Source organism: Sphingorhabdus sp., from assembly GCF_044354325.1.
Taxonomy (GTDB): Bacteria; Pseudomonadota; Alphaproteobacteria; order Sphingomonadales; family Sphingomonadaceae; genus Sphingorhabdus_B.
The window spans coordinates 1-6,051 of the sequence record NZ_JBILAF010000119.1 but is presented as its reverse complement, the minus strand read 5'-3'; the positions used below and the strand labels follow the sequence as shown (position 1 = coordinate 6,051).

The window sequence follows — 6,051 nt, the reverse complement described above, 5'->3', positions numbered from 1 at the left end:
GACCGGCGGGTCTGGCAGAAGGCGCGCAATAATATTTCCCCCTTAGGAGAATTTCATGCGCCTGCTGTCTCTGGCCCTTGTATCTGTTCTGGCTCTCACGACCGCCTGTCAAAAGGATGCGTCGCTCGACGTCGCGGTAGACGCCCTGCCACAGGTCACAGTCCCCGCGCTTTCCGAAGCGACAATGAAGGACGTGACACGCGAATTGTCACTCGACAGCTATGAAGGCCGCGCACCGGGCTCCGTCGGCGAAGAGAAAACCGTCGCTTATCTGATAGCCAAATATAAAGCGGCAGGACTTGAGCCCGGCAATAACGGCAGTTGGACGCAGGATGTGCCGCTGATCGAAATCACCGCGAAAAATGTGTCAGCGCTCACAATTGCCGACCGCAGCGGCAAGGCCATGTCATTTGCCTATGGCAATGAATATGTCATCGGCAGTTACCGCGAGACACCCAAAACCGATATTAAGCAAAGCGAAATGGTCTTTGTCGGCCACGGAATTGTTGCCCCTGAAAAAGGCTGGAACGATTATGCTGGCGTCGATGTTAAGGGCAAAACCGTCGTTGTCATGATCAACGACCCCGATTTCGAAAATCAAGGTCTTGATGGTCCGTTCGGTGGCAAGGCCATGACCTATTACGGACGCTGGACATATAAATATGAAGAAGCCGCGCGTCAGGGCGCTGCTGTCGTTTTAATCATCCACGACACTGCCCCCGCGGCATATGGCTGGAATGTCGTCAACTCCAGTTGGACTGGCACGCAATTCCTGGCGCAGTCAAAGGATGGCGGAAAGAGCCAGACCCAAGCCAATGGCTGGATCCAGAAATCCGTAGCGAAGCAAATCTTTGCCGCCGCCGGTCAGAATCTCGACAAGCAAATGGCCGCGGCCAAGAAAAAAGGCTTTAAGGCGGTTCCGCTGAACCTCTCCGCATCGATTAATTTCGAAAATGACATCGCGCGCAAGGCGAGCAAGAACGTCATTGGCGTCATGAAAGGCACAAAGCGCCCCGACGAATATGTGCTCTACACGGCGCATTGGGACCATCTCGGTCGGTGCACGGCCGCGGCCGATGGCGACGACATCTGTAACGGTGCAGTCGACAATGCTACAGGCACGGCGGCTTTGGTCGCATTGGCAGAAGGCTTTGCAAAAGCCGGCGCGCCCGAGCGTTCGGTTGTGTTCCTTGCGGTGACGGCTGAAGAAAGCGGCCTGCTTGGTTCGAAATTCTACGCCGAGAACCCCGTCTTCCCGCTGTCGCAAACCGTGGGCGGCGTGAACATGGATGCATTCTCAATGTCTGGCCCCGCGAAGAATTTGACCGTCATCGGCAAAGGCAAATCGCAACTTGATCTCTATCTTGAGGCTGCCGCAAAGTCCGAAGGCCGGACACCTGAAACGGAACCGACACCGGAAAAGGGCTTTTACTATCGCTCTGACCATTTCAGCTTTGCCAAGCTTGGCGTGCCTATGGTGTATTTCGAAGGCGGCGACGATCTTGTCACCGGCGGAAAGGCCGCTGCAAAGGCCGCAGCGGAAGATTATGAAAAGAACCGGTACCACGCGCCCGGCGACGAATTTGACGAAAAATGGGATTGGTCGGGCGTCATGTCCGATTTGAAACTATATTATCGCATCGGGCGGATGTTGGCGATGACCGACGCATGGCCAAACTGGAACGACGGCGACGAATTCCGCGCTGTCCGCGACAAGAGCCGCAACGGGAAATAAGCCAATGACGTTCCGTATGCCCGCCGAATGGGCGCCCCATGAAGCCGTCTGGATTGGCTTTCCCAGTTCTGCGGAATATTGGGGTGCGCCGCTCCAACGCGCACAGCAGCAGATGGCCGCCTTTGCCAATGCGGTGCACGCATCGGGTCAGGGCGAACGCGTACATGTGATTGCCGGCAATGCAGAGGCGATGGCCGTAGCCCGGGGACTAGTTGACGCTGGCGTCCATGTCGAGCTGCGCCACATCGGCGATGTCTGGTTGCGTGACACAGGCTGCATCATCGTGAAGGATGGAGATCGGCGGATTGCCCGTAATTTTGGCTTCAATGGTTGGGGAAACCGGTTTGACTATCCCGGCGATACAACCATTGGCCATGAATTGGCCGCAGATTTCGGTTTTGAAATTGCACAGGCGGATTGGATATTTGAGGGCGGATCGATTGACGTCGACGGTGAAGGTCTGGCCGCCACGACCGTCGATTGCCTGTTAAACCCGAACCGCAACCCGGCGCTTGATAAAGCCGCGATTGAAGACCGGCTGCGCACTGATTTGGGGATCGAACGGTTGCTTTGGCTTGGCGACGGCCTCGCCAACGACCATACCGACGGCCATATTGATAATCTGGCGCGCTTTGTTGGCCCGAACCATATCCTCGTTCCAAGCAGCGCCGGACCCGACGATCCAAACAGCGCCGTCTTTGAAGATGCCCGCGCCCGCGCCGAAGCGTTCGGATGCAAAGTGACGCTGATGCCGTCGGTTGGCCGTTTTGAACAAGACGGGGAAATCGTGCCGGCAAGTTATATGAATTTCTACATCGGCAACCGCGCTGTCGTCGTACCGATCTATGGCGGCGCTAACGATGACGCCGCGATTGAGGTGTTGGCAAATATCTACCCCGAACGCGACGTTATCGGTGTCATGGCGGATGCGGTATTGACCGGCGGCGGAAGCTTTCATTGTTCAAGCCAACACGTGCCCGTTTGACTATATTGGATATCGACGCGAAACATTGCATATTCCAAGAACAACCAACCAAGAGGACGCCCCCAATGAAAAAGACTTTTCTAATTGCCCTCGCCGCCACTGCGCTCGCAGCACCCGCCTTTGCTGACCATCACAGCATGAGCAAAGCCGAGCATGACAAAATGCATAAGGAGCACACCGCGCGCCTTGCAAAAATTCTCGCCGACCCGTCGCGCGGTGCCGATGCCAAGCGCGATCAATATCGCCATCCTGCCGAAACGTTCGAATTCTTTCGTTTGCACCCTGATCACGTCATTGGCGAATATGCCCCGGGCGGCGAATGGGTTTCGCGTATCCTTGGCCGTTATGTGAACGAAAAAGGCAAATATACCGGCCTGTATTTCGGCACAAAAAGCCATTTTAGCGATCAACAGAAAACCGGCATTGCCGCGGGCATTGCAAAGTTCCCTGCTGATGTCGCAGCAGTGTCCGGACGTCCGGCGACAGATTTCAACGCCTTTTCGCTCAGCGAAGTTCCAGACGGCGCAAAGGGGTCGTTTGACCGCATAATTGTGATGCGCATGCTGCACAATATGATGAACTGGAACATCGCAGATGCCGAAATCAAGGCAATGCGCGACCTGTTGAAGGACGATGGCTTGCTGGGCATCGAACAACATCGCGCCAAGACAGATGCGCCGTTCAGCTACACCAATGGCACCAAAGGTTACATGCGTGAGGCCGACATCATCAAGTTCATGGAAGTGAACGGATTTGAGCTGGTCGCCAAAAGCGAAATCAACGCCAATCCAAAGGACAGTGCCAATTGGCCCGATGGCGTTTGGACCCTTCCACCAGCGTTGCGTTTGAAAGACGTCGACCGCGCAAAGTACGAAGCCATCGGTGAATCCGACCGCATGACATTGCTGTTCAAAAAACGGCCTTGATTGTTGCATGAGTGTTGCCCAGCCAGCCGATGCCCCTCTTAACGCCGTGGATTTTGCGGTTGGGGCATCGCCGGTGGGGCACGCTGGTTGCTGGCATAGCAACGACAATATTATTGTATCTGGTAACAATGGTGATTGCAGCGCGTTTCGGCGTCCGGCTATAGACGCGGTATGACCCGAAATATCACCGTTGCCGCGTTGCAACTGCCCCTGTCGGCAAGCGAAGCCGAAAATATCGATGCTGTATGTGACCTCGTGTCACAGGCCGCGGAGCAAGGCGCGCAAATCATCCTGCCGCCTGAACTGTTTTCAGGCCCCTATTTCTGCAAAACGCAGGAGGAAGAACATTTCGCGCTCGCGCGGCCAACGCGCGAACATCCGTCAGTCATCGCGATGGCCAAACTTGCCAAGCAACTTGGCGTTGCCATCCCCACAAGCTTTTTCGAACGTGATGGCGCGCATTTCTATAACAGCGTCGCGATGATCGGTCCCGATGGCGAGATTATCGGCATCTATCGCAAAAGCCATATTCCCGACGGCCCCGGCTATCAGGAGAAATATTATTTCCGCCCTGGAAACACCGGGTTCAAAGTTTGGGAAGTCTTTGGCACGCAAATCGGCGTCGGCATCTGTTGGGACCAATGGTACCCCGAATGCGCACGGGCCATGGCATTGATGGGCGCTGAGCTGCTTTTCTATCCCACCGCCATTGGCGCAGAGCCACAGGATGCGACGTTGGATACACGGCACATGTGGCGCCGGGCCATGGTGGGCCATGCTGTATCAAACTGCATGCCCGTCATCGCGGCAAACCGTATCGGCGCGGAAAACGACCATGGCGGTCTGGCACAAAAATTCTACGGCACCAGCTTCATCGCCAACGAATGGGGCGATGTCGTTTGCGATTTGGATGATGCTGAAACCGGCATATTGGTCGCAACATTCGATCTGGACCAAGCCCGCGCCCACCGCGCAAGCATGGGCTTCTTCCGCGACCGGCGCCCGCAATTATACAGCCGGCTTGCAGAGGATATCTAAGCTGTCACATCTCTACCTCATCGGCATTGGCTCTAATCAGCCACATGCAATCATTGGCGCGCCAAGCAAGATCATCGTGCAAGCGGTCGCCGCGTTGGAGATGGACGACATCGACGTTTTCGCGCATTCGGCGACGATCCAATCCAGCCCCATGGGGCCCTCCTCACGCCTATTTGCAAATGCCGCAGCGCTTGTGTCCACCGAACTTGAACCCCCTGCTCTGCTGGCGCGCCTGCAAGAGATTGAGCACCATTTCGGACGCGTCCGACGCGGCCAAAGCTGGCGCGCGCGGGTGCTCGACCTGGATATCCTGTTATGGTCCGGCGGCGTGTGGGCGGACAGCAATCCGGCCTTGGCCATTCCCCATCCCGGACTATGTTCGCGGGGATTTGTCTTGACCCCCGCGGCCATGATTGCCCCCGATTGGCGTGAGCCAATGACGGGCCTGACCATAAGGCAGCTACAATCGCGATTTAACCGACCAAAGGCGCTTGACCGCACAAGTTCCCGCCATTAGGGGGAGCGCTCTCGCACGGACCAATTCGCGGTCTGGTTGGGGGCCCTTAGCTCAGTCGGTAGAGCAACTGACTTTTAATCAGTAGGTCGCTGGTTCGAACCCAGCAGGGCTCACCATATATTTCAATTAAATCAATAATTTGAGAGTGTTTCTGCACTCTCTTATTATCTGTGGAAAAAATAGTACACAGTAATACACAAACCCTAAGTTATTGATTTGATGGGAATCGTTGTAACAACGATGTGTCACAGCGTGATAAATACACTCGTAATGGAGTGTACAAATGAACGTACGAGAACAGATTAAACGAGCAGTCTTGCTACTGCCCAAGCTGGCAGCTGAGAGTGAGAGCAAAGAGATTAAGGCTGACATTGATCTACTGATGGGCGTTGCATCGCAGTTGGTTACAGTTTTGGTGAGCAGAAATGATGCACTTGCTAAACAGTGCCGTTCACGAAAGCCCAAACCACCTAAGCAAACTCCACAGAAGACAGCTCACACGCAGAAACCTAAGCCAAGCAATGCAGATGCCCAAAATGGTGACGACGGCTCTGAGAACCGCTCTAAGGAGCTTTCTTCAATTCAGAAGGGAATTCGCCAAGCTGATACATCATTAGATGATCAGCAAAAGCAGTTACGCAATTTTACATATGGGCAAAACGATGACGAAAGATCGTTTCGTCTTGCTGCCAAAGCAATTGCATCATGAACGACGAGCTAATGCAAAGCCAGAAGCTGCTCCACGACAGTCTGTTTGAACTGTATATGCAAGGTGGACTGAAATTGTATCTCGCTGGCACTCGTGGCTTAAAGCGTGACTTAATCATACGGCTTGAGACAAGCGCACTCA

Annotated in this window: 6 protein-coding genes and 1 tRNA gene; all 7 read left to right on the top strand. The window is 54.8% G+C overall.

Annotation, left to right across the window (positions count from 1 at the left end; genetic code table 11):
- The first annotated feature begins 55 nt into the window (after positions 1–55).
- The 7 genes from ACIQ0G_RS09680 (at position 56) to ACIQ0G_RS09650 (ending at position 5,910) form a co-directional block, all read left to right on the top strand.
- Entirely contained in the window at positions 56–1,735 is a 1,680-nt protein-coding gene (locus ACIQ0G_RS09680) for a M28 family metallopeptidase (RefSeq protein ID WP_397577729.1), read from the top strand.
- Positions 1,736–1,739: 4 nt separating this feature from the next.
- The gene (locus ACIQ0G_RS09675) at positions 1,740–2,720 is read left to right on the top strand and encodes an agmatine deiminase family protein (protein WP_397577728.1); all 981 of its coding nucleotides are present in this window, start codon (positions 1,740–1,742) and stop codon (positions 2,718–2,720) included.
- Between the two features lie 65 nt (positions 2,721–2,785).
- Entirely contained in the window at positions 2,786–3,646 is an 861-nt protein-coding gene (locus ACIQ0G_RS09670; protein WP_397577727.1) for a class I SAM-dependent methyltransferase, read from the top strand.
- Positions 3,647–3,817: 171 nt separating this feature from the next.
- Positions 3,818–4,684, top strand: a complete 867-nt coding sequence (gene aguB / locus ACIQ0G_RS09665) for an N-carbamoylputrescine amidase (protein WP_397577726.1) — start codon at positions 3,818–3,820, stop codon at positions 4,682–4,684.
- Complete coding sequence (gene folK, locus ACIQ0G_RS09660) at positions 4,668–5,201, top strand: 2-amino-4-hydroxy-6-hydroxymethyldihydropteridine diphosphokinase (protein ID WP_397577725.1); 534 nt, start codon at positions 4,668–4,670, stop codon at positions 5,199–5,201. The genes aguB and folK overlap by 17 nt, the downstream gene beginning before the upstream one ends.
- A gap of 40 nt (positions 5,202–5,241) precedes the next feature.
- Positions 5,242–5,317 (top strand) — tRNA-Lys (locus tag ACIQ0G_RS09655).
- Between the two features lie 167 nt (positions 5,318–5,484).
- Positions 5,485–5,910, top strand: a complete 426-nt coding sequence (locus ACIQ0G_RS09650) for a hypothetical protein (protein ID WP_397577724.1) — start codon at positions 5,485–5,487, stop codon at positions 5,908–5,910.
- Positions 5,911–6,051 lie beyond the last annotated feature (141 nt).